Consider the following 21,911-nt stretch of genomic DNA (forward strand, 5'->3'; position numbering starts at 1 on the left):
GGGGGGAGGCAGGCCTCAGACCCGCCCCCCGGAAAGCCCGCCCTCAGAACCAGCGGCCCACCGCCATCGCGCCGAAGGCGGTGGCCGTCCCCACCGAGGCCGTCGCCCTGAGGCATAGCTCCGCCGAACCCGCCGCCGCCGAGACCGGCGTCACCCAGGCGCCCGCTGCCGCCCCACCGCTCACCACCGGCGCCGCGACGAAGGCCTGCGGGAAGGTCCATGTCACGTCGGCGGAGCGGTAGAGCGCCCCCTCCGCGGTGCCGACCGCCGCCGCCGACAGATCGTCCCGCCAGCAGATCTGCGTGCCGTCGGCGAGGCGCGTCCAGCTCCCCGCCGCCGAGCTCCCCCGCTCGACCACGGCGCCGGTCGGCACCCCCGCCGCCTCCGAGACCGCCCCCACGACATTCGCCCGGGTATAGGCCAGCGCCCCGCCGATGGTCGCCCCGGCGAGCAACGCCGCGGCGCCGCTGCCCGAGACGCTGAGCGCCTGATGCCAGACCGAGCCGTCCGGGCTCACCTTCAGCGAGAAGGTGTCGGCCCCGGCGAGCCCCATCTCGGCATGGCCCGTCCAGCCGGACTGGAAGAGGAGGCTCGCCGTATCGCCCGCGCCCGCCTTGTTGACCTTCAACTGATGGCCGCCGCCCGCATGTGTGAAGAGCGCGGCATCGGAGGCCACCGCCAGCCGGTTGGTGGCGTTCCAGCTCGTGCCGATGCCGATCCCGTCGAGATTCTGGCTCTCCGGCTCGAAGGCGACCCAGGAGGAGGCCGCCCGCCGCCGATAGGCGCCGGCGCCCGCGTCCCACGCCAGCCACCCCTCCTTCGGCGGCACGAAGAGCCAGCCGCCGCCGGCGAAGATGGCGAGCCGCCCGGCCTGCCCCTCCCAGGCGCCGGACGCCCCGGCGCCGAGGGCATGGACCTCGCCTTCCGCCGGGTCGGCCGGCGGCTCGGTCGCGTCGAAGCTGGTGACGACCAGCGCCACCAGCGCATCGAGCATCTGCAGCGCCTCGTTATGGGTGACATGCTTCTGGGCCTGCGCCGCCTGCATGTAGGGGAGCTTCAAGCGGGGCGAGCTGTCGGGCATGGCGCCTCTCCTTTTGACGGGTCGCGGCGAGGGATAGGCGGGCGCGGTCACCACCGGGTGAGCCCACCGCGCGTTGCGCCCCCGCCCCCCCCGGTCGCCCCCCGTCTTTGCTCCAGGGAAATCCTCAGGGGGGAGTCGCCAAAGGCGACGGGGGGCGCGAGCGCCCCCCTCAGGCAAGGGAATGCGCCGCAGGCGCTCCTTTTGCTCAGAGGTCGAGGCTCGCCCAGCCGAAGCCGTGCCGCCCGAACTCCGCCCCGCAATAGAAGAGCGCGAAGCCCCCCTCGAGCGGCGCCACGGCGGCATATTCCTGCATCCCGAAGTCCCAGTCGCCCGGCGCCGGCGGCGGCGACAACGCAAGGGGTTCGGGCGCGGCGAGGAGCGTGTCGTCCTCGCCGAGCGGCACCTGCCAGAGCCGGTAGCCGGCGGCGCCGCCGGAGCGGAAATCGCCGCGCCCCCGGCGGGAGAAGATCATCCAGCGCTGCCCGCGCCGCCGGAAGACGAAGGGCCGCGTGAGGCCGGCGGCCTCTCCCTCCGGCCAGAGCGCCGGCCCCGTCCGGTGCCAGCGGCGCCCGTCGGGGGAGGTGACGGCGGCGATGCCATAGACGGGGTCGGGCGGCGCGCCCGCGACCTCCTCCCACCCCGTGCCGCTCATGTGCCAGCCGCGAAAGCCCGCGCCATCGGGCTCCACGAAGGGGGTGGAGGTGAGGACCGGGTCCTCCGGGCCCGCGGCGAGGACGGGGCCGGGGTCGGGCGTGAAGCTCACCCCGTCGTCCCGGCTCACCGCCCGGCCGATGGCGAGCCCGTAGGGCACGTCGCGGCGCAGGTGCATGCCGATGTACCAGGCGGTGAGCGCCTCCCCCTGAACCTCCCCCCGCACGAGGGCGGTGACGCATTGGCCGGCCGAATCGAAGGCGCCGTGCGGGCCGAGCTCCATCGCCGGGGTGGTGGAGACCGCCGTCACCGCCATGTCGGCGCCGGGGTCGACATCGACATGGAAGATCCGCGTGCGGTTCTCGCGGTCCCGCCCGCCGAGGAAGATCCGCCAGTGGCGCGGCCCCAGCACCAGCGGCGTCGGCTCTTGCGCATGGCTCTGCCAGAGCCCCGCGGGCTCCGGCGCGAAGACCAGCCCGCGGCGGCGCCAGATCATCGGATCGGCGCGGTGGCGCCCCGCCGGTGGCCCTCGGGGCCCACCGGGCACCGCCGTCCTTGAAGGCCACCCCCCGTCAAATCAGCCCCCTGAGCCGGGACGAGGGGAAGGGCTTCACCGGGCTCGCCGCCCCCGCCACCACCGTGCCATCGGGCAGGTCCTTCGCCACCACCGCGCCGTTCAGCGTCGCGCAGGCGCGGCCGAGCGTCACGCCGTGGACGATGCCGGTCTGCCCGCCGATATAGCTCTCCTCCCCGATCTCCACATGGCCGGCGATGGCCACCATGGAGGCGATGAAGCTATGCGCCCCGATCGTCGCATGGTGGCCGATCTGGTTCTGGCTCCAGATGATGCAGTTCGGCCCGATGCGCACGAAGGGCTGGATGACGTTGCCCTCCAGCACCACGCAGTTCTCGCCTATTTCCGCGCCGAGGATATGCGCCCCGGGGTGGAGGAAGCTGGCGAAGCCGTAGCCCCGCGCCTTGCCCTCGAGGTAGCGGTCGCGCCTTATGCGGTTCATCCGTCGGTAGGTCAGCGGCCCGAGGAGGAGCACCTGATCGGGCGGAAACACCGCCTCCAGCCCCTCCCAGGGCACGACAGGCAGGCCGCCCCGGCGCTCCTCCTGCCGGAAGGCCGCATCGAGCGTGTAGCCGACGATGCGGAGGTCGGAATAGGCGCGGAGGTAGACCTCGATCACCTCCGCCATGGCGCCGGTGCCGAAGAGGACGACATCCTTCATGCCGGCACCGCGGCGAGCGCCGCGCGGACCGGCGCAGGGCCCAGGTCATGCGCCATGGGCAGGCCGAGGAGCCGGGGCGCCAGCGCCTCCGTCACCGGCAGCGGGTCGGCGCCATAGCGGCCGAACCAGGGCTGGGCCGGCAGGCCCTCCTCGTACCACGCCCGCGTCTCGATCCGCGCGGCATGGAGCCGGGCGCGGAGCGCCGCGGCCTCCGCGCCGCTCCGGCACTCGAGCAGCGCATAGGCGGAGGAGATCTCAGGCCCCAGCCACAGCCGCCCCGGCAGCGGCGCCCCGTCGCGGTAGCGGCGGAGGGTCCGCGCGATCTCCGCCCGGCGGCGGGGCCAGAGGTCGAGCATCGCGAGGCCCACGGCTGCGTGATACTCGCTCATCTTGGCATTGGTGCCCGCCACCTCCGACCGCCGCCCGCCCCGGAAGCCGAAGTTGGCCACCTGCCGGAGCCGCCCCTGCGCCGCCGGATCGGCCCAGAGCACCGCCCCGCCCTCGCCGGTGGAGAAGACCTTCGTCGCATGGAGGCTGAGGATCGCGGGGAGCTTTGCACTCACCCGGGCGCGGCCCTCGGCATAGGCCTCGAAGGCCGCGGCGACATCGAGCACCACGGGGCGGCCGGCCTCCACCTGCAGGCGCTCCAGCGCGGCCATGTCGGGCGCGCGGCCGAAGGGCGCGACCGGCAGGATCAGCCCGACCTCGGCGAGGCGCGGATGGCGGGCGAGCTCGGCGGGGTCGGCGACCCATGTCTCCGCCGAGATGTCCACGAAATGAGGGCTGTAGCCGCACTGCTCCGCCGCGATGGCGGTGGCGGCGAAGGTGAAGGCGGGGATGAGCGCGAGCGGCCGCGCCGGCGTCGCCCGGCCGGCATGGGCGAGGATGGCGGCGGTGAGCGCCGCCGTGCCCGAGGCCGCGGTCGTCACCGCCCCGGGCGCCCCGAAGAGCGCCCCGAGCCGCGCCTCCAGCCGCTCCGCGAGGGCGCCGCGGTTGGTGTAGGACCGGCTCGCGTCGAGCTCGGCCAGATAGCGGGCGACGGCGGCGGCGCGGGGCAGCGCCGGGTGGAAGACCTGGAGGATGCCGCTCATGCCCCGGGCTCCCGGTGCAGATAGGCGGTGTATTCCCAGAGGTCGTAATCGTTGCGGAGCGTCACCCGCCGGCCGCCGAGCTTGAAGAGGAAGGCGAGTAGCCTGTCGGACGGCACGTGGAAGAGGTCGTCGCGGCGCCAGTCCACCACGGCGGACATGACGTTGAAGGCGATGCCGCCCTCGGCCCGCGCCCACATGGCGGCGACCATGGCCTGCAGGAAATCCCACATCTCCGCTTCGCCCACCCCCGCGCGGAGCGTGAAGAGCCCCGAGGCGACGACATGGTCGAAGCGCTCCTCCGGCGGGTCGGTCAGGAGGTCGGCCTGCAGGAACCGCCCGCCCGGGTTGCGCCGCCGCGCATGGGTCAGCGCGGCGGTGGAGAGGTCGAGCCCGAGATAGCCGGCGGGGCGCCGCCCCTCGCCCTCGAGCCACGACAGCAGCCCGCCGGTGCCGCAGCCGATGTCGAGCAGCCGCCCCGGCCGCCCGCCGGGCGCGACGCCGGCCATCACCGCGAAGCGGCGGCGCCGGTCGGCCTCGTTCGGCCAGCAGGCGCCGCGCGCGGTGTCGCCGTGGTTGGCGAGCGCGGCGTCGTAATGGGCGACGAGGGCGGCGGGGCTGCGGGTGGCGAGGGCCGTGATCACAGATCGGCCCTCAGCGCCGCGGCGGGGCGCGTCGCCAGCGATTCGAGCATGAGGCCGTGCGGGCCGGCATATGGCGGCAGGAACTCGAGGCGGATCCCGGCCGCCGCGAATTCCGCCGGATCGTAGAGCGCCCGGCCGCCGGGGAGGTTGAGATACGCCGTCGCGCCGAGCGCCTGCGCGAGCGCGATGATGCGGGCGGGGCCCGTGAGGGGGCCGGGAATCGGGATCGTCGAGGCCCGCCGGAAGGGTGTGGAAATGCCGAGGAGCCGGCAGACCTCGCCGAGCCGCGCCTCGAGCCAGGGCAGGACGAGCTCGGGGAGCGGCGCGCTGAGCCCCGGCAGACCCGCCACCCCCGGCACCTTCGCCAGCCGCGCCGACCAGGCCTCCTGCCCGCCTGGCGCGAGGCGAAGGGCGGAGATCGGCACCTCCCGCGGCTGGCGCGCCAGCGGCAGCGTCAGCCAGCGCCCGCCGGACAGCTCCGCCCGATGGACCCGCCCCCGGCGGGGGAATTGCACCGTATCGAGCAGCACGAAGAGATCCACCCGGGCGATGAGCCGGAAGTAGTTCATGTAGGGATAGAGATAGGGCTGCATGATCGCGACGCGCATCAGAGGCCCCCGGGGCGGGCGTCGTGGGTGCCGCGTGGGGGCCGGCACCCCGGGGTCGAACCCTGCCTCCGCCTTGGGGAGCCGATGGGGTGCGCGGCGACCGCCCGCCGGACATCGCAGGTCGTCCCGCCGTCCATCGGCCCGCCCTGGGTAGCGCCCCGGCGGCGGTGAAGACGAGCGCGCGCCCGCTCCAGCGCCGGGCTCGGGTCAAACCGACCAGTGCCGCCCTCCGCCCTTGCCCGCACACAGGCGACAGCCCGGACAGCCCCCCTCCTCCCGCCCATCACGCCACCCCGAGCAGGGCGTCGGGGGTGGCGAAGGCGCCGGTTGCCCGGGCCTCCGCCCGGGCCGGGGCGTCATAGCATTGCCGGGCGAATTCCTCCTCCAGCCGGCCCTCGTGCTTCAGCGCGATCCAGCGGCGCCAGTGCCAGGCGGCATGGCTCGGCACGCCCGGGCCGGCCTGGGCGAGCAGCGCCTCGGCATTGGCGATCTTGCGGGCGAAGCGGGGGAGCGAGGTGAAGGGCAGGTGGACGATGAGCGCGTCGGGTGCCGTCCCCTCGCGGAGCGCGCGGCCCGGCCTGGCGACGCCCCGGTGCCCGCCCATCGAAAGGCCGCTCACCGCCGCCGGGTCGGCGATGACCTTCGGCGGGAGGAGATGCTCGACCCAGCGGAGCGCGGCATCGCTGTCGAGCGCGCCGGCGGTCAGCGGCCGGCGGCGGGCGACGAGGTCGAGCTGGCGGAGCCCTCCATCCGGCGGCGCGAGGCCCTCCGGCCCCGGGGCGGCGTTGTAGCGCGGCAGGCGGACGAGATCATGCGCGGCGAGAAAGGCGGAGCGGGCAAGCGGGCCGCGGCAGACCAGCGCCTCGTCGGCATCGAGGAAGAGCACACGGTCCGGCGCCTCGCGGGCGAGGATCGGGGCGAAGAGCGGGCCGTCCATCATCAGGAGCCCCTCGTAAGAGGGCAACTCGCGGATCAGCCGGATGCGCGGGTCTTCGGCCGCGAGCGCGGCGGCGGCCTCCAGCGTGCCGTCGGTCGAGCCGTCGTCGAGGATGTCGACGCTGGCGATTCCCGCGCCCAGAAGGCTGCGGGCGGCGGTGCCGATCAGCCCCGCCTCGTCCTTCACGCCGATGACGGCCGCGATCTTCACGCGTAGCGCCCTCCGGTGGCCCCCGCTCCCGGCCGGGCCAGCGTCGCGCGCGGGCCCTCGCCCGCGCAACCCGCCATTTTGGAGGGGTCAGGCGCAGGCGCGCCTCAGAGCCCGAAGTCGGCGAAGAAGGCGAGGAGCGCCGCCGTCGCCCCCTCGGGCCAGGCCCCGCCGCCGGGCGAGCCCGTCTCGAAGCGCAGCACCACGCCGCCCGAGCAGGCGTAGCGGATGGCCGTCTCGCCCTCCGCCTCCGCCGCGTCGCAGGTGTTCTCCCGCGCCCAGAAGGCGCGCATCCGCTCGGGGGAGAGGAGCGCGCCGTCCCCCGCCAGCCGCGCCACGCCCTCCGCCCCGGCGATGGCGATGATCGCGGCGGGGGCGGCGGGGCGGCACGCCCTTGCGAGGGTTTCCGGCAAGGCGCTGGCGACGAGCCCGAAGGCCCGGAAGCTGCCGCCCGCCTCGCAGGCGAGCCGCTGGGCGACGATACCGCCCGCCCCCTGCCCCGCGGCGAAGGCCCGCGCCGGATCGGCGCCCCAGCGCGTCACCGCCTCGGCAAGGAGCGCCAGCGCGAAGCCCACCTCCTCCTCCCCCTCCTGCCAGCCCGCCCCCGTAGGCTCCGGCAGAAGGACGATGGCCCCCGCCGCCGCCCCGGCCGCCGCGAAGCCGGCGAGATCCGCCGCGCCCCCAGCGCCGGCGAAGGCGAGGAGGATCGGCGCCCCCGCCGGCTCCTCCGGCAGCGTGACGTCCACCTGCCGCGCCGCGCCGCCAAACGTGATCGTCAGCCCCTCCGCCCGCGCCAGGGGCGCGACGAGGAAGGCGCAAAGGGCGATGAGGATCAGGCGGGGGCGCATCGGAGCTCCTTCGGGGCGGGAGGGCGGCCCCTCAAGGGGTAGAGCCGCCGGCGCTGCCGGGCAAGCCGATGGCCATGGCCGCCGGCTTGCGGCATAAGGGCGCCGAAGCCTCCTTGCGATGCGACCATGACCGACCTCAGCAACGTAGATCTCTCGAAACTCCGCCCCGTGGCGCAGAACCTCCGCTTCTCGACGCTGCGGACGATCATGGCGCTGATCCTGCGGGAGATGAGCTCCACCTACGGCCGCTCGCCCGGCGGCTACATCTGGGTGATCCTCGAACCCGTCGGCGGCGTGCTGCTTCTGTCGCTGATCTTCTCGCTCGGCTTCCGCTCGCCGGCGCTCGGCTCGAACTTCGCGATCTACTACGCGACGGGGCTGCTGCCCTTCTCGATGACGCTGACGGTCTCCAGCAAGGTGCAGCAGTCGCTGGGATATTCCAAGCAGCTCCTCGGCTATCCGCGGGTGACGATCCTCGACGCCATGCTGGCGCGGTTCTTCCTGAACACGCTGACGCAGATCCTGACCTCGATGATCGTCCTCATCGCGATCCTGTCGATCTGGGACACGGGGACGATCCTCGACCTGCCGCCCATCGTTCTGGGCTATTCGATGGGCATGGCGCTTGCGATGGGGCTGGGCACGCTCAACTGCTACCTGATCGCCCGGCTGGCGCTCTGGCGCACCGTCTGGGCGCTGATCACCCGGCCCCTGGTGCTGATCTCGGGGGTCATCTTCCTGCATGAGGGGATGCCGGAGCCCTACAAGAGCTGGATCGAGTGGAACCCCTTCCTCCATGTCGTCGGCGAGGTGCGCCACGGCTTCTACTTCGGCTACGACGCCAGCTATGTGGACCCGGTCTATGTCTTCTCCGTCGCGGGGATGTGCTGGCTCGTCGGCTTCACGCTCCTGCGCCGCTATCACCGTGACCTGCTGGAGCGGTGACGTCGGGCCGGTGGGCGGTGGGTTGGAACCCCACCCTACGCCATGTGCAGTGGCGGGGGTGGCGGGCTCAAGCCCGCCCTACAGGTCTGCGCCCCCTCATCCGACATCGCCGCTGTTCCCCGCCCGGTGCGCGCCGCAGGCGCAGGGCGAGCGCCGGCCCGTCCCGCGGGCTGGCGCTCCGGTGGGGCCGGGCGCAGCCTGAGAGCCAAGGCGGCGTTGCACCATAAAGTGCGCCGCTCGACTGTCGGTGCGCCAACCCCCGGGCCGGCGCTCCCCCCGTGCGGCACCGTTGCGCCCGCCCCGCCCGCGCCCATCGCCTCCCCGTTGCCCCCGATTGTCTGACAATATAGCCTCGCCCCGAAACGAGGGGGCCGGGATGACCGACGACAGCAAGACCCTGCGCAGCCGCGCCTGGTTCGACAATCCGGCGAGCCCGGAGATCACGGCGCTCTATCTCGAGCGCTACCTCAACTACGGGCTCAGCCTCGAGGAGCTCCGCTCCGGCAAGCCGATCATCGGCATCGCCCAGACCGGCTCCGACCTCTCGCCCTGCAACCGGCACCATATCGAGCTCGCGAAGCGGGTCCGCGAGGGGATCCGCGATGCGGGCGGGATCGCCATGGAATTCCCCGTCCATCCGATCCAGGAGACGGGCAAGCGCCCCACCGCCTCGCTCGATCGCAACCTCGCCTATCTCGGCCTCGTCGAATCGCTCTTCGGCTATCCGATCGACGGCGCGGTGCTGACCATCGGCTGCGACAAGACCACGCCGGCGCTGCTCATGGCCGCCGCCACCGTCAACATCCCCGCCATCGCGCTCAGCGTCGGGCCGATGCTCAACGGCTGGTTCCGGGGCCAGCGCTCCGGCTCGGGCACGATCATCTGGGAGGCGCGGAAGCTCCTCGCCGCCGGTGAGATCGACGAGGCGGGCTTCATCGAGATGGCCGCCTCCTCCGCGCCCTCCGTCGGCTATTGCAACACGATGGGCACCGCCTCGACGATGAATTCCCTCGCCGAGGCGCTGGGCATGCAGCTTGCCGGCTCCGCCGCCATCCCGGCGCCCTATCGCGAGCGGGGCGAGATGGCCTGGCGCACGGGCCGGCAGATCGTCGAGATGGTGGCCGCGGGCCGCCGCCCGGCGGACATCATGACGCGGCAGGCCTTCGAGAACGCCATCGTCGTCAATTCCGCCATCGGCGGCTCGACCAATGCGCCGATCCACCTCCTCGCCATGGCGCGCCATGCCGGAGTAAACCTCTCCAACCAGGACTGGCAGGACATCGGCCACCATGTGCCGCTTCTGGTGAACCTCCAGCCCGCCGGCACCTACCTCAGCGAGGATTTCTTCCATGCCGGCGGCGTGCCGGCGGTGATCGGCGAATTGCTGGCGGCGGGGCTGATCCCGCATCCCGGCGCGCTGATGGCCGACGGGCGGACGATCGCCGAGGCCTATACCGGCCTCGCCAGCAAGAACCCCGATGTCATCCGCCCCGTCGCCGAGCCGCTGGTGGCGGAGGCGGGCTTTCTCAACATGACGGGCAATCTCTTCTCGAGCGCCATGATGAAGACCTCCGTCATCTCGCCGGATTTCCGCGCCCGCTACCTGTCGAACCCCGCGGACCCGGAGGCCTTCGAGGGCCCCGCCTTCGTCTTCGACGGGCCGGAGGATTACCACGCCCGCATCGACGACCCCGCGCTCGGCATCGACGGGACGTCGATCCTCGTCATGCGCGGTACCGGCCCGCTCGGCTATCCCGGCGGGGCGGAGGTGGTGAACATGCGCCCGCCCGCCTACCTCCTCAAGCAAGGGATCGAGGCCCTGCCCTGCATCGGCGACGGCCGGCAATCGGGCACCTCCGGCTCGCCCTCCATCCTCAACGCCGCGCCGGAAGCGGCGGCCGGCGGCAACCTCGCCATCCTGAAGGACGGCGACCGGCTGCGGGTGGACCTAACGACGCAGAGCGTGACGCTCCTTCTGCCCGAGGAGGAGATCGCCGCCCGCCGCGCAGCACTGGAGGCGGCCGGCGGCTACAAGAGCCCCGCCAGCCAGACGCCCTGGCAGGCCTATTTCCGCGCCCATGTGCGGCAGTTCGACGAGGGCATGGTCCTCGACATCGCGGACTTCCACGACGTCGGCAACCTCAGCCTGCCGCGGGACAACCATTGATGGCCGGGGCGGTGCGCGGCCTGCCGGCTCCGGCCCCGGGGCAGGCGCGCTGATGGGCAGCAGCTCGCCCGATCCGCTCTACCGCCGCACCGCGGCCCGCATCGCGGCGCTCATCCGCGCCGGCGAATGGGCCCCGGGCGCCCGGATGCCGCCCGACCGCGAACTGACGGAGCGGCTCGGCGTCTCCCGCGCCACGATCCGCGAGGCGATGATCGCGCTTGAGGTGCAGGGCCTGATCGAGACCCGCTTCGGCCATGGCGCCCGCGTCGCCGCGACCCTGCCGCCGGAGCCTGCCCCCGGCGGCGCCCCCGCCCCCGGCTTCTTCGAGCTGATCGACGCGCGGATGCTGGTGGAGGGCGCCGTCGCCGGCCTCGCCGCGACGCGGATGAGCGGCGAGAGCCTCTCCGAGCTCCGCGCCCTGGCCGAGGCAGTGACCCGCCCGGGCCTGACGCTGACGGAGATCGCGGCGCTCGACCGCGCCTTCCACGTCACCCTCGCCGCCGCCACCGGCAATTCGGTGCTGGCCGGCGTGGTGGAGGAGTTCTGGCGCCAGCGCGCCCAGTTCCCCCACTGGGCGCGGGCGCATAACTTCACGACCGATGCGGCGGTGGCCCGCTACATCCGCGACGAGCACCTCGCCATCACCGAGGCCCTCGCCAAGGGCGATGCCGAGGCCGCCCGAGAGCAGATGCAGCGGCATTGCCGCAACTTCGGCGCCTCCCTCCTCGAGAACTGGGAGCTCTTCGAGGAAACCGAGGAGCCGCCCCCAGACATCGCCGCGATGTTCACCCGCCCAGGGTGAGGCCCGGCTCCGCGGGCGAACGGCCCTCCGGTAGGGTGGGTTTTCAACCCACCATCCCCCCGGTGGCCGCCCGCACACCATGCGGCGGACCTTTGGCGCAAATGCCGCGCCCCGCCCCCGAACTCTGGCGCTCCACAATCCGACGGCGCCCCTCTCCGACATCCCCTCAACACTCCCCGCCCTGGGGGGAGAGGCACCCGCCCCCTCCCGCCCCGTCTCCCCCATCTTTGCTCCCGGGCATCCTCGGGGGGAGTCGCCAGAGGCGACGGGGGGCAGACAGCCCCCCGGTCCCCGGCCAGCCCGGGGCGATGCGCCCTCCGCCCGGGCCCAAAATTCTTCTCGGAGAATTTTTGCCGCCCCGCTCCCCCGGCGGCTCCTTGACCAAACGTCCCCCGCCGGCCAGACTTCCCCCCGCAACCCTTCAAGAGGTGCACCAAGATGAGAGCCAAGGCCTGACACCGCTCTAGCCGGCCCGGCTGGACCTGCCCCGCCAGCGGGGTGTGGCGCCGTGCCTGTCTCATCCGTCTCGCCCCCGAAAGGGCCATCCCATGTTCCGATATCTCGCGGATCTCGTCGATCCGTTCGCGCCCGATGCGCATGAAACCTCTGCCCCTGAAACCCCGCCCGCCCGCGTCTGGCCCTTCCTCAAGCAGGAGCTCCGGCCCATGCGGCGGGTCATGGCACTGTCGCTCCTCGCCACCTGCCTCTCCGTCGCCGTCGAGCTCTGGCTCGTCTGGCTCGCCGGGCGGATGGTCGACCTCGTCGCCACCACCCCGCGCGAGACCTTCTTCGCCGAGCTCGGCCCCCGGCTCGCCCTCCTCGCGAGCGGCGTGCTCGTGCTCCGGGCCCTCGCCGACGTCGCCAAAGAGGCCACGGACGACATCGCCTTCCGCCCCAATGCCGTCAGCCTGATCCGCTGGCGGGCGCATCGGCATCTCCTCCGCCAGCCGGTCGGCTGGTTCAGGGAGGAGCCCTCCGGCCGGCTCGGCGCCCGCGTCCGCGAGCTCGGCATCGCCGGGGCGGGGGTCGCCTATGCGGTGCTGCACACGCTCGCCTATGTCGTGCTCTACATCGCCGGCTCGCTGGTGCTGCTGACCTCGGTCGACCCGCGGCTCGCCTGGCCGATCCTCGCCTGGCTGGCGCTCTACCTCGCCCATATGGCCTGGGTCGTGCCGCGCTTCCGCGACAACACCCAGGCGTTCAACGAGGCGCTGAGCGGCCTCACCGGGCTCTTCGTCGACACCTATGCGAATATCGAGACGGTGAAGCTCTACTCCCCCGAGGAGGATGCCGCCGCCCGCCGCGGCTTCCGCGCCGCGCGGGCGACCTTCCTCGACGTGCAGCGGATGGAAGTGCTGATCAACACCGGCTCGTCGCTGATCGCGACGCTCCTCCTTCTCGGGCTCACCGGTCAGGCGATCTGGCTCTGGAGCGAGGGCGCGGCGGAGGTCGGGATCGTCGCGGCCAGCATCGCGTTGGCGCTCCGGCTCGGCAGCTTCGCCGACTGGATGCTGGACGGCGTCTCCTCGCTCTTCGGCTGGATCGGGGCGACGCGCGACGCGCTCTCCTCCATAGCCCGGCCGCTGGCGCTCAAGGACGCGCCGGGGGCGCCGGCGCTGGCGGTCCGCGGCGGAGAGATCCGATTCGACGCGGTCACCCACCACTACGGCCGGGGCACGGGCGGGCCGGAGGGGCTGAGCCTGACGGTGGCGCCGGGCGAGAAGCTCGGCCTCGTCGGCCCCTCCGGCGCCGGCAAGTCGACGCTCGTCTCCCTGCTCCTGCGCCACTACGACCCCGAGGGGGGCCGGGTGCTCATCGACGGGCAGGACGTGCGCGGCGTCACGCAGGCGAGCCTCCATGCCGCCGTGGCGCTGGTGGCGCAGGAGCCGGCGCTCCTCGACCGTTCGGTCGCGGAGAACATCGGCCTCGGCCGGGCGGGCGACCGGGCGGCGGTCGAGCGGGTGGCGGAGCAGGCGCGGGCGGCGGGGTTCATCGCGGGCCTGAGGGATGCCGAGGGGCGGCAGGGCTATGACGCGAGGGTCGGCGAGCGCGGCATCCAGCTCTCCGGCGGGCAGCGGCAGCGGATCGCGCTCGCCAGGGCGTTGATGAAGGACGCGCCTGTTCTGGTGCTGGACGAGGCGACCTCCGCCCTCGACAGCGAGTCGGAAGCCGCCGTGCTCGACACGCTCTATCCGATGATGGAGGGCAAGACGGTGATCGCCATCGCCCACCGGCTCTCGACCATCGCCCGGATGGACCGGATCGCCGTGGTGGACGGCGGGCGGATCGTCGAGACCGGGACCCATGCGGAGCTCCTCGCCGGGGGCGGCCTCTATGCCCGGCTCTGGGCGCGGCAGTCGGAGGGTTTCCTGCCCTGAGCGCGGCGCTGCGGGAGAGGGAGGACCGGGGGGATGTCTGCCCCCCGTCGCCTGAAGGCGACTCCCCCCGAGGATTTTCGGGAGCAAAGACGGGGGAGGCGCGGCTGCGAGCGGCAAGTGCCCCCCGAGAGGGGCCGGAAAGGCGTTTGCGGCGGTGCAGCGCTTGAGGAGCCCGGGTATGCGGACTAGGTTTCCGGGAGTGAGACAGGCGCCGGGCGGCCGGCGCCGCCTTGGCAGCGGGAAAGGGCGTGGCGTGGCACGATCGACGAAGAGCCGATCCGACAAGACGAACGCCGGGACGGAGCCGGAGAGCCCGGACAGCCCGGACATCTCCCCGAAGGAGAACCCCGTGCGCCCGCCCGAGCCCGACGAGGCGCCCCCCGCGACGCCGGAAGAGGCGCCGGACCTCGACCCGGACACGCTCCCCGAGACGCCGCCGGAGGATCCGGCCGATCCCGGCGCCCCGCCCGAATTGCCGGGCACGCCCGGCCCGGGGCAGGAGGCGCCAGAGACGCCGGCCGAGCTGCCGCCCGGCCCGTCCGAGCTGCCCGGCCCCGGGGCGATCCCCGGCGGGCCGGACGAGGCGCCGGATGAGGCGCCGACCGAACTGCCGGAGCCCCCGGACGAGACCGGCGCGCTCGCCGTCGCCGAGCGCGCGGCGCTGGCCGACTGGGGCCGGGTGCCGCCCGAGGAGGTGATCGACGGGGCAGAGGAAACCGGGGCGGAGCCGGACCCGGCGCCCGCCGACGAGACCCCCGCGCCCCCGGCCGCCATGGCCGCGGGCTCTGTCGCCGCGTCTCAGGTCAGGCCGGAGCCGGAGCCGGCCACCGAGCCGCGCGCGGCGCGTGAACCCGCCCCGGCCCCGACACCCGATCCGGCCCCCGCCCCCCGGCGGGGCGGCTTCGTGCCGCTGGTCCTCGGCGGCGCCCTCGCCGCGGGGCTGGGCTACGGCGCCCACTGGGCGCTGACCGGCCCGATGGCGCCGCCCGCAGGCGACGACCCGGAGCGCGCCGCGCTCGAGGAGCGGCTCGCGGCCCTCGAGGCCGACATGGCCGCCCTGCCCGCCGCCGCCGATGCGCCGGATCTCGCGCCGCTGCAGGCCGCCTCCGACGAGGCCGGCGCGCGGCTGGACGGGATCGAGACCGAGCTTTCCGAAGGGCTGGACGCGCTGGAGGCCCGCATCGCCGCCCTCGAGACCGCCCCCGCCGGCGGCACCGGCACCGGCGACGCTGGGATCGTCAGCGACGACCTGCAGGAGGAGCTCGATTCGCTCCGCGCCGAACTGACCGCCCAGGCGGAGCGCTTCGGCGCCCTGGCCGACGACGCCGAGGCGCGCATCGCCGCGGCGGAATCCGAGGCCGCGGCGCTTCAGGCCGAGGCGGAGGGCCGCGCGGCCCGGGCCGCCGCCATCGCCGCCCTGTCGCGGCTGGAGGCGGCGCTGCAATCCGGCACGCCCTTCGAGGCGGCACTGGCAGAGGTGCAGGCCACCTATCCCGGCGAGATCCCGCAGGCGCTCGTCACCGCCGCGCCCGACGGCGTACCGACGCTCGCCGCGCTCCGCTCCAGCTACCCGGCCGCCGCCCGCGCCGCGCTGGCGACGGCGCGCGAGGAAGGCCTATCCGGCGAGGAGGGCGGGCGCGTCACGAATTTCTTCCGCTCGCAGCTCTCCATCCGCTCCACCGCGCCGCGCGACGGCGAGACGCCGGATGCCATCCTCAGCCGCGCCGAGGCGGCGCTGTCGGACGGGCGGCTGAACGATGCGTTGGCCGAGCTCGGCGCCCTGCCCGAGGTCGTCCGCGCCGAGATGACCGACTGGCTGGCCGCCGCCGAGCTCCGCTCCCGGGCGCTGGCCGGGGCGGAAACGCTGGCTGCGGGGATCGGGGGCAGCGCCGGCGAGGCGGCCCCTGAGGCGGCCCCGGAAACAGCCCCGGCCCCTGAAGACGATTCCGCCGCCGATCCCGGCGACGGCAGCGATGGTTCCCCGACGGGAGAAGGTGAATGATGCTCTGGTCCCTGGTTCGAATCCTCCTTTTCATCACCGTCGTCCTCGGGCTCACCTGGGGGGCCGTGCGGCTTCTGGAGGTCTCCGGCCAGGCGGTCATCACGCTGCCGGGCATCGAGTTCACCCTCACGCCCCTGCAGATGGTCATCGGCCTACTGGCCTTCGCCGTCGCGCTCTGGCTCCTCGCCAAGGCGCTGGGCTTGCTCATGGCGTTCCTGCATTTCCTCAACGGCGACGAGACGGCGGTCTCGCGCTACTTCTCGCGCGGCCGCGAGCGGCGGGGCTTCACGGCGCTGGCCGACGGCATGGTGGCGCTCGCCTCGGGCGAGGGGCAGCTCGCCCTCACCAAGGCCCAGCGCGCCGAGCGCCTGCTCGACCGGCCGGAGCTGACCAACATCCTCACCGCACAGGCGGCGGAGCTCTCTGGCGACCGCTACACGGCGGAGGAGACCTACAAGAAGCTCCTGACCGACGAGCGCACCCGCTTCGTCGGGATCCGCGGGCTCATGAAGATGCGCCTCGCCGATGGCGACAGCGAAACGGCGCTGAAACTGGCCGAGAAGGCCTTCGAGCTGAAGCCGCGGCACGAGGAGGTGCAGGATACGCTCCTGCGCCTGCAGGCCGAGAGCCACGACTGGGCCGGCGCCCGCACGACGCTCGGCGCCAAGCTGAAGAGCGGCGCCCTGCCGCGCGACGTCTACAAGCGGCGTGACGCCGTGCTCGCGCTTTCCGAGGCGCAGGAGGTCTTCGCCGACGACAGCTCCATCGAGGCGCGCGAGGCCTCGATCGAGGCGAACCGCATGTCGCCCGACCTCATTCCCGCCGCCGTCATGGCGGCTCGCGCCTATCTGAAGGCCGGCAACAAGCGCTATGCGACGCGGGTCCTGCGCAAGGCCTGGGAGGTGCATCCGCATCCCGACCTCGCCGCCGCCTTTGCCGAGATCGAGCCGGATGAGACGCCGGCCGCGCGGCTCAAGCGCTTCTCGACCCTCACCCGGGCGCAGACCTCGCATCCCGAGACCAAGATGCTGCTCGCCGAGCTCAACATCGCGGCGGAGGACTTCCCGGCCGCGCGCCGGGCGCTGGGCGATCTGCCGACGACCGAGCCCACGGCGCGGAACCTCGCGCTCATGGCCACGATCGAGCGCGGCTCCGGCGCGGAGGACCGCGTGGTGCGCGGCTGGCTGGCCAGGGCCGTCACCGCGCCGCGGGGGCCGCAATGGGTCTGTGAGAAGTGCCACAAGATCCATGCGCACTGGACACCCATCTGCGACAATTGTGGCGGGTTCGACACGCTTGCCTGGGTCACGCCGCCCCGCGAAGAGATCGTCATGCCCGGCGGTGCCGACATGACGCCGCTCCTCGAAGACCGCCCTGTCGCCAGTGCGGCAGCGGCTGCCGAGGAGGCCGCCCGGCCCTCCGAGGGCCCTTCCCTGCTTGAGGAAGACGTGACCGGCGACATGGACCCGGACGCGATGGACAACGCGGATAATGCCGCCACGGAACCCACCCAGCCAGACGAGCAGTCAGCAAAAAAATAAATCTAAATAGATAGATAAGCCAGGCAACTTCTCTTTTTGATACCGCATTTCGGTCGGGAAATCGCTCTCATTCTTGAACGATTTATTGACCCAATGGCCCCAGTGAAGGGGCCGTGACGACGTCGCAGGTCCGTCGCAGGCGGAGCTCTGTCGAGCAATCGGAGGAAGAACATGGCGACCAAGCAAGACCAGCAACTCGCGAACTATCTCGTGTCCGGCTACTGGCAGGCCGTCGGCAGCGTGCCGCACCACTTCAAGAACCCCGGCAACGTCATCACCTATGACACCTCCGGCCTCTCGGCGGCGGGCAAGGCCATGGCGGCAGATGCGCTCGAGGCCTGGTCACTGATCGCCAACATCACCTTCCGCCCCGCCGGCGGCAACGCCGACATGCGCTTCAGCAACAACAGCAACGGCCCGGTGACGAACGCCACGTTCACCACCGACGGCGCCGTGCAGAACGCCACCGTGACCGTGCCGGCCAGCTTCCGCGAGGCCAACGGCTCCAACACCGGCGATTACGGCTTCCAGACCTACATGCACGAGATCGGCCATGCGCTCGGGCTCGGGCATCCCGGCCAGTACAACCAGAGCGCCAGCTTCGGCAGCGACGCGAAGTTTCCCAACGACAGCTGGCAGACGACCGTCATGTCGTATTTCTCGCAGAGCCAGAACAGCTTCACCGACGCCGACCGCGCCGTCGCGGTGACCCCGATGCTCGCCGACATCATCGCCATGCAGGCGATGTACGGCCCGCAGACGGGCGGCCCGACCGCCGGCAATACCGTCTGGGGCGTCGGCGCGAACACCGGCACCTATCTCGACGCCTTCTTCGCGCATCGCGAGGGATCGCCGACGAAGAACGCCTTCGCGATCTACGACACCGGCGGGCGCGACCACATCAACTTCTCCGACGACCGGGCGGACCAGGAAGTCTCGCTGTCCTCGGGCGTCTATTCGGATGTCTACGGACTCGTCGGCAACATGGTCATCGCGCCGGGCACCACGATCGAGATCTATACCGCCGGCTCGGGTGACGATTCCATCACCGGCACGGCGGCGGCCAACACGATCAACGGCAGCGGCGGCAACGACGTCATCGACGGCGTGGCCGGCCGCAACAAGCTCGACGGCGGCGCGGGGCATGACACCGTGCTCGGCGGCGGCACGCACGACATCATCTATGGCGGCGGCGGCAATGACGTGCTGGCCGGCGACAACGGCCGCGACCGTCTGGAAGGCGGGGCCGGCGATGACGAGGTGAAGGGCCAGAAGGGCTTCGACACGCTCTTCGGCGGCGCCGGCGAGGACAAGCTCTACGGCGATTCCGGCAATGACCTGCTCTTCGGCCAGAACGGCGACGACACGCTCGCCGGCGGTACCTTCGACGACCGGCTCGAGGGCGGCGACGGCGCGGATGTGCTCTTCGGCGGCGGCGGCAACGACAAGCTGTTCGGCGGCAATGACGACGACGCCATCTTCGGCGGCTTCGGGGACGACCTCGTGCTCGCCGGCAATGGCGACGACCTCGCCAATGGCCAGGCCGGCGACGACAAGCTGCGCGGCAGCCTCGGCTTCGACTACCTGCGCGGCGGCGCCGGTGACGACCTGCTCGACGGCGGCGCCGCGCGCGACACCGCCTTCGGCGACACCGGCAACGACTCGCTCTTCGGCGGCGAGGGCAGCGACCTTCTGAACGGCGGCGCGGGGGATGACCTCCTCGGCGGTGGCGATCAGGACGACGAGATGTACGGCGCCCGCGGCAATGACGAGCTCTTCGGCCAGGACGGCGACGATTCGCTCTTCGGCAACGACGGCAACGACATGCTCAACGGCGGCGACGGCGAAGATCGGCTCGACGGCGGCTCCGGCACCAACGAGCTCACCGGCGGGGCCGGCGCGGACGCCTTCGTCTTCACCGACGGCGGCACCGACACGATCACCGACTTCAGCGACAACGTCGACACGATCTACATCGACCGCGACCTGCTGAGGGATCCCTCGATGTCGGAACGCGAGCTCGCCAAGTCGGCCACCACCGACCAGGGCGGGATGACCCTGGCGTTGGCGGACGGCCACAGCATCCGCATCGAGAATTTCTACGAGAGCGACGCGCTGGCGGACGACCTCGTGCTGGTGTGATCGGCACCTCCCGGGGCCAGGCGCCCCGGGGCCCCGATCCTCTCGCAATCCCGATCCGGCCGCGGCCCGCCCGCGGCCGGATTGCCGCTTGGCCCCCGCCGGACGGGCGGCCCCGCTGCGGCGACACGGCAAGGCGAAAATGCGCTTTCCCCGCCCGATGGGCGATGTTATGAGCCGGCCGCGCGCGGCCCGTTCGGCGGGGCCCGCGCGACATGCCGGTGTAGCTCAGTTGGTAGAGCACGTCATTCGTAATGATGGGGTCGGGGGTTCGAGTCCCTTCACCGGCACCACCCCACCCCGCAGCGACCTTCCCCGCCAGACGGGGCACCGGATGGGTGGATGCGCGGCCCGGGCCCTCGACGGAGGCCCGCCCGCCGTTCCGCCGCTCAGGCCTCTTCGCGCCAGGTGATGTAATCCGCCGGCTCCGGCCGGGCGCTCATCAGGCCCTGCTCCGCATCCCAGCTGAAGGCCCCGCGGCCTTCCACCGGATGCCGCCAGACGCCGAAGAGCCCTTTCGGCTCCGCCCAGCCGAGCGGCGCGCCGATCGCCTCCTCCGCCGCCTTCACCGCCGCCGCCCAGCTCCGCGCCGTCGCCGGCGCGTGGATCTCCGAGACGGAGGCCCAGGGCTCGCCACCCCAGCCGCCGTTCCAGCGCTGGATCGCCTGGCCGATGCGCCGCTGCAGCGCCCGCCCCGGCGAGGCATTGTCCGCCGCGACGAGGGCCGGCAGCCGTCCGGTCGAGACCAGCGCCGACAGAAGCGCCACAAGCGTGCCGGCATTGCACTCGGGCTGCGAGATCGCCCAGAGCACGGCGGAGAGCTGCTCCTTGTCGTCCGGGTCCATGTCGGTGGCGATGTTGTGCCAGAGCACCGGATCCGCCTCGACCTCGTCCATGAGGAAGCCGAGCAGACCGTGCGGCCCGGTCGACACGCGGCCGTGGCGCCGCCAGGCCGCGAGCGCCTCCGCCGAGGCGGCGCGCTCGCGCTCGAAACGGGCGCGGGCGGCCGCGATCTCTGCCGCGCGCTGCCGCAGGGCGCGGATGGGGGCCGGATCCGTGAGCTCGGCGAAGAGCAGCTCCGCCTCGCCCTCGGGCGCGGTCACGGCGCGCAGCACGACCCAGAGCGCGACGAGCTCGGCATCCGTGAGCCGGGCGATGTCGCGCACGCCGCAGCGGCGGAGCCCGCCGCGCACGATATTGGCCAAAAAGATCTGCCGGGGGATCGGCCCCTCGCGGCAGGTGTCGGGCGCGGGGAGCCGCGCGAACTCGGCAAGCTCGGCCTCGAGCGCCTCGCGCTGCGGCATCCCCGCCTCGCCCGGGCGGCGCCCCCGCCGTGGGTTGACGCCCGTCCCCCGCCAGAAGCGCCGCAGCCGCTCGCGATGGTGCCAGAGCGCCACCGGCAGGGCGACCAGCGCCAGGATCATCAGCCAATGCGGCAGGTCGTCGTGGCGCAGGATGCCGACGATGCAGCCGGTGATGAGGGCGGCGAGGATCGCGGCCAATGCCAGGGCTGCCAGCGTCGCGCGGTCTGACCTCGGCCCCTTGCCCATGCGCCCCGCCATCAATGCTCCTCCTCGGGTCGAAACCTCTTTTTTGAATTGAGGCGGAGACTGGGCGCCGATGTGGCCAAGTCGATGACCTTTCCATGGTCTTACCGCGGCGTCATCCTTTTGATGAAAAGCCTTTGAAAACTCGAGCGAAAGGCCCTTCCTCGACCATATTTCAGTAAGCCTCCTTAGGGATCTCCTACTCGATGGTCCGCCCGGGTTGTTCGTCTGGGTGAGGTGGGAAATGGGGTTCGTCGAGATCGGCCGTGTGGCCTGGCTCGAGGGAGACGCGACGCAGAGGCATCTGCTCGGCATCTCCGACATGTGGATCGAGCAGGGGGCGGCCGGCCCCATGCTCTACACGATCAGCGAGGCCGGGCAGATGCTGGCCTCCTTCTCGCTCACAGGCAGCGCGCCGCGGCTGATCGACAGGGCGGCGATGCCCGCGGGGCCGGCGCTCGGCGTCGATACCGAGGTCTCGCTCATCGAGGCGGGCGGCAAGACGCTCGCCTGCGTCACCGGGGTCGCGGGCCGGCCTGCCTGGCTCACCGCCACCGGCGATGAGGGGCAGATCAAAGGCTATGGCGGCGATCCCTTCGCCGCCCTGCCGGATGACGCGGCCCAGATCCTGGTGACCGATGTCGGCAGCCAGAGCTATGCCTATGTGCTCCGCCCCGGATCGGACAGCATCTCGGCCTACCGGATGGCGGCCGACGGCAGCTACAGCGCCGTCTACACCCCCGCCCCCGAGCGCCCCACCTCGAGCGGGCCGGGCCTCAGCGACCTCGCGACGCTGGAGCTGCACGGCAAGACCTGGCTGGCGGGCGCCAGCACCGATCTGGATGCGCTGGTGCTCTTCCGCGTGGCCGGAAACGGCGTGCCGGTAGAGACGGACCGGGTGTGGAACCTCACCGGCATCGGGCTCGACACGCCATCGGCCGTGGTGACCGCCGTGGTCGGCGGACATGGCTATGCGGTGATGGCCTCGTCGAACACCTCGTCGATCACCGTCGCCGAGATACTCGCCGACGGCACGCTCAAGGTCACCGATCATGTGCTCGACAGCCTGAACACCCGCTTTTAGACCGTCT

17 protein-coding genes and 1 tRNA gene are annotated in these 21,911 nt (G+C 72.7%); 9 read left to right on the forward strand and 9 right to left on the reverse strand.

The window, feature by feature from the left end; genetic code table 11:
- Positions 1 to 43 precede the first annotated feature (43 nt).
- From ACAZ03_RS16845 to ACAZ03_RS16880, 8 genes are all read right to left on the reverse strand, one after another.
- Positions 44 to 1,081: a DUF2793 domain-containing protein gene (locus ACAZ03_RS16845; RefSeq protein ID WP_373355266.1), complete on the reverse strand. Its 1,038-nt coding sequence runs from the start codon at positions 1,079 to 1,081 to the stop codon at positions 44 to 46.
- 205 nt (positions 1,082 to 1,286) lie between these two features.
- Positions 1,287 to 2,228: a hypothetical protein gene (locus ACAZ03_RS16850; protein ID WP_373355267.1), complete on the reverse strand. Its 942-nt coding sequence runs from the start codon at positions 2,226 to 2,228 to the stop codon at positions 1,287 to 1,289.
- A 76-nt stretch (positions 2,229 to 2,304) separates the two neighbouring features.
- The gene (locus tag ACAZ03_RS16855; protein ID WP_373355268.1) at positions 2,305 to 2,967 is read right to left on the reverse strand and encodes an acetyltransferase; all 663 of its coding nucleotides are present in this window, start codon (positions 2,965 to 2,967) and stop codon (positions 2,305 to 2,307) included.
- Complete coding sequence (locus tag ACAZ03_RS16860) at positions 2,964 to 4,058, reverse strand: DegT/DnrJ/EryC1/StrS family aminotransferase (protein WP_373355269.1); 1,095 nt, start codon at positions 4,056 to 4,058, stop codon at positions 2,964 to 2,966. Before ACAZ03_RS16860 ends, ACAZ03_RS16855 begins: the two co-directional genes overlap by 4 nt.
- Complete coding sequence (locus ACAZ03_RS16865; protein ID WP_373355270.1) at positions 4,055 to 4,699, reverse strand: trans-aconitate 2-methyltransferase; 645 nt, start codon at positions 4,697 to 4,699, stop codon at positions 4,055 to 4,057. The genes ACAZ03_RS16860 and ACAZ03_RS16865 overlap by 4 nt, the downstream gene beginning before the upstream one ends.
- A complete protein-coding gene (locus tag ACAZ03_RS16870) occupies positions 4,696 to 5,307 on the reverse strand; it encodes a WbqC family protein (protein ID WP_373355271.1) in 612 nt (203 codons plus the stop codon). Before ACAZ03_RS16870 ends, ACAZ03_RS16865 begins: the two co-directional genes overlap by 4 nt.
- Positions 5,308 to 5,590: 283 nt before the next feature.
- Positions 5,591 to 6,454, reverse strand: coding sequence for a hypothetical protein (locus tag ACAZ03_RS16875; protein WP_373355272.1), 864 nt, complete (start codon positions 6,452 to 6,454; stop codon positions 5,591 to 5,593).
- 104 nt (positions 6,455 to 6,558) lie between these two features.
- Positions 6,559 to 7,299 carry a hypothetical protein gene (locus tag ACAZ03_RS16880; protein WP_373355273.1) on the reverse strand — a complete coding sequence of 247 codons (741 nt, stop codon included), beginning with the start codon at positions 7,297 to 7,299 and terminating at the stop codon, positions 6,559 to 6,561.
- 126 nt (positions 7,300 to 7,425) lie between these two features.
- Here ACAZ03_RS16880 and ACAZ03_RS16885 point away from each other — a divergent pair, with 126 nt between their 5' ends.
- The 8 genes from ACAZ03_RS16885 (at position 7,426) to ACAZ03_RS16920 (ending at position 19,566) form a co-directional block, all read left to right on the forward strand.
- A complete protein-coding gene (locus tag ACAZ03_RS16885) occupies positions 7,426 to 8,244 on the forward strand; it encodes an ABC transporter permease (protein ID WP_373355274.1) in 819 nt (272 codons plus the stop codon).
- Between the two features lie 376 nt (positions 8,245 to 8,620).
- Complete coding sequence (locus ACAZ03_RS16890; RefSeq protein ID WP_373355275.1) at positions 8,621 to 10,411, forward strand: IlvD/Edd family dehydratase; 1,791 nt, start codon at positions 8,621 to 8,623, stop codon at positions 10,409 to 10,411.
- Positions 10,412 to 10,463: 52 nt separating this feature from the next.
- Positions 10,464 to 11,213 (forward strand): FadR/GntR family transcriptional regulator, encoded by a 750-nt coding sequence (locus ACAZ03_RS16895; protein ID WP_373355276.1) that lies wholly within the window; start codon positions 10,464 to 10,466, stop codon positions 11,211 to 11,213.
- 548 nt (positions 11,214 to 11,761) lie between these two features.
- Positions 11,762 to 13,591 carry an ABC transporter ATP-binding protein gene (locus ACAZ03_RS16900; protein WP_373355277.1) on the forward strand — a complete coding sequence of 610 codons (1,830 nt, stop codon included), beginning with the start codon at positions 11,762 to 11,764 and terminating at the stop codon, positions 13,589 to 13,591.
- A gap of 253 nt (positions 13,592 to 13,844) precedes the next feature.
- Positions 13,845 to 15,593 carry a hypothetical protein gene (locus ACAZ03_RS16905; RefSeq protein WP_373355278.1) on the forward strand — a complete coding sequence of 583 codons (1,749 nt, stop codon included), beginning with the start codon at positions 13,845 to 13,847 and terminating at the stop codon, positions 15,591 to 15,593.
- A complete protein-coding gene (locus tag ACAZ03_RS16910) occupies positions 15,593 to 17,134 on the forward strand; it encodes a heme biosynthesis protein HemY (protein ID WP_373357101.1) in 1,542 nt (513 codons plus the stop codon). The genes ACAZ03_RS16905 and ACAZ03_RS16910 overlap by 1 nt, the downstream gene beginning before the upstream one ends.
- 171 nt (positions 17,135 to 17,305) lie before the next feature.
- Complete coding sequence (locus ACAZ03_RS16915) at positions 17,306 to 19,276, forward strand: M10 family metallopeptidase C-terminal domain-containing protein (protein ID WP_373355279.1); 1,971 nt, start codon at positions 17,306 to 17,308, stop codon at positions 19,274 to 19,276.
- 214 nt (positions 19,277 to 19,490) lie between these two features.
- Positions 19,491 to 19,566: transfer RNA gene (locus ACAZ03_RS16920), tRNA-Thr, on the forward strand.
- Between the two features lie 96 nt (positions 19,567 to 19,662).
- On the opposite strand, the gene ACAZ03_RS16925 is transcribed toward ACAZ03_RS16920, so the two are convergent.
- The gene (locus tag ACAZ03_RS16925; RefSeq protein WP_373355280.1) at positions 19,663 to 20,835 is read right to left on the reverse strand and encodes a hypothetical protein; all 1,173 of its coding nucleotides are present in this window, start codon (positions 20,833 to 20,835) and stop codon (positions 19,663 to 19,665) included.
- Positions 20,836 to 21,064: 229 nt separating this feature from the next.
- Here ACAZ03_RS16925 and ACAZ03_RS16930 point away from each other — a divergent pair, with 229 nt between their 5' ends.
- The gene (locus ACAZ03_RS16930) at positions 21,065 to 21,904 is read left to right on the forward strand and encodes a hypothetical protein (protein ID WP_373355281.1); all 840 of its coding nucleotides are present in this window, start codon (positions 21,065 to 21,067) and stop codon (positions 21,902 to 21,904) included.
- The last annotated feature ends 7 nt before the right edge of the window (positions 21,905 to 21,911 follow it).

The organism is Pseudoroseicyclus sp. CXY001, from assembly GCF_041714655.1.
Classification (GTDB): Bacteria; Pseudomonadota; Alphaproteobacteria; order Rhodobacterales; family Rhodobacteraceae; genus Pseudoroseicyclus_A.

Coding starts and splice junctions, on each gene's coding strand:
- ACAZ03_RS16845 (WP_373355266.1), bottom strand. CDS start 1,081: ATGCCCGACAGCTCGCCCCGCTTGAAGCTCCCCTACATGCAGGCGGCG.
- ACAZ03_RS16850 (WP_373355267.1), bottom strand. CDS start 2,228: ATGATCTGGCGCCGCCGCGGGCTGGTCTTCGCGCCGGAGCCCGCGGGG.
- ACAZ03_RS16855 (WP_373355268.1), bottom strand. CDS start 2,967: ATGAAGGATGTCGTCCTCTTCGGCACCGGCGCCATGGCGGAGGTGATC.
- ACAZ03_RS16860 (WP_373355269.1), bottom strand. CDS start 4,058: ATGAGCGGCATCCTCCAGGTCTTCCACCCGGCGCTGCCCCGCGCCGCC.
- ACAZ03_RS16870 (WP_373355271.1), bottom strand. CDS start 5,307: ATGCGCGTCGCGATCATGCAGCCCTATCTCTATCCCTACATGAACTAC.
- ACAZ03_RS16880 (WP_373355273.1), bottom strand. CDS start 7,299: ATGCGCCCCCGCCTGATCCTCATCGCCCTTTGCGCCTTCCTCGTCGCG.
- ACAZ03_RS16885 (WP_373355274.1), top strand. CDS start 7,426: ATGACCGACCTCAGCAACGTAGATCTCTCGAAACTCCGCCCCGTGGCG.
- ACAZ03_RS16890 (WP_373355275.1), top strand. CDS start 8,621: ATGACCGACGACAGCAAGACCCTGCGCAGCCGCGCCTGGTTCGACAAT.
- ACAZ03_RS16895 (WP_373355276.1), top strand. CDS start 10,464: ATGGGCAGCAGCTCGCCCGATCCGCTCTACCGCCGCACCGCGGCCCGC.
- ACAZ03_RS16900 (WP_373355277.1), top strand. CDS start 11,762: ATGTTCCGATATCTCGCGGATCTCGTCGATCCGTTCGCGCCCGATGCG.
- ACAZ03_RS16910 (WP_373357101.1), top strand. CDS start 15,593: ATGCTCTGGTCCCTGGTTCGAATCCTCCTTTTCATCACCGTCGTCCTC.
- ACAZ03_RS16915 (WP_373355279.1), top strand. CDS start 17,306: ATGGCGACCAAGCAAGACCAGCAACTCGCGAACTATCTCGTGTCCGGC.
- ACAZ03_RS16925 (WP_373355280.1), bottom strand. CDS start 20,835: ATGGCGGGGCGCATGGGCAAGGGGCCGAGGTCAGACCGCGCGACGCTG.
- ACAZ03_RS16930 (WP_373355281.1), top strand. CDS start 21,065: ATGGGGTTCGTCGAGATCGGCCGTGTGGCCTGGCTCGAGGGAGACGCG.